This window comes from Sabulibacter ruber, assembly GCF_017355955.1.
GTDB lineage: Bacteria > Bacteroidota > Bacteroidia > Cytophagales > Hymenobacteraceae > Nibribacter > Nibribacter ruber_A.
This window is the reverse complement of the sequence record NZ_JAFFID010000101.1, coordinates 1-288: the sequence shown is the minus strand read 5'-3', so window position 1 is coordinate 288 and position 288 is coordinate 1. Positions and strand designations below refer to the sequence as shown.

Annotated in this window: 1 protein-coding gene; it reads right to left on the bottom strand. The window is 66.7% G+C overall.

Translation table 11 applies throughout. From position 1 onward, the window contains the following. On the bottom strand, nt 1-205 hold a 205-nt coding region (locus JT719_RS24620; RefSeq protein ID WP_207436429.1), incomplete at its 3' end, for a hypothetical protein. Nucleotides 206-288 lie beyond the last annotated feature (83 nt).

The following is a 288-nucleotide window of genomic DNA, read 5'->3' as shown; positions in this document are numbered from 1 at the left end:
CCGCCTCGCCGCCGCCCTCGCGCGGGGAGAAGGCGAAGAAGGCGCGGATGCTGTTCCGGTCCCGCTGGATGTTCAGGAACAGGTTGTCCCGGTCGGCGATCGCCTCGGCCGCGATGCGCGCCGTCTGGAATTCCTCCTCGCTGCCGAAATTCAGCAGCTTCGCGGCCTTCATCCTCGCCGCGTTCTCGAGCGCCTCGATGTGCATCCTGGGTTCCGATCCTGAACTGTCCCGAAAGCCGACAGCCCAACATCTTTCGCCCCGGACTTCAACCCCACGGGCGCGCCATC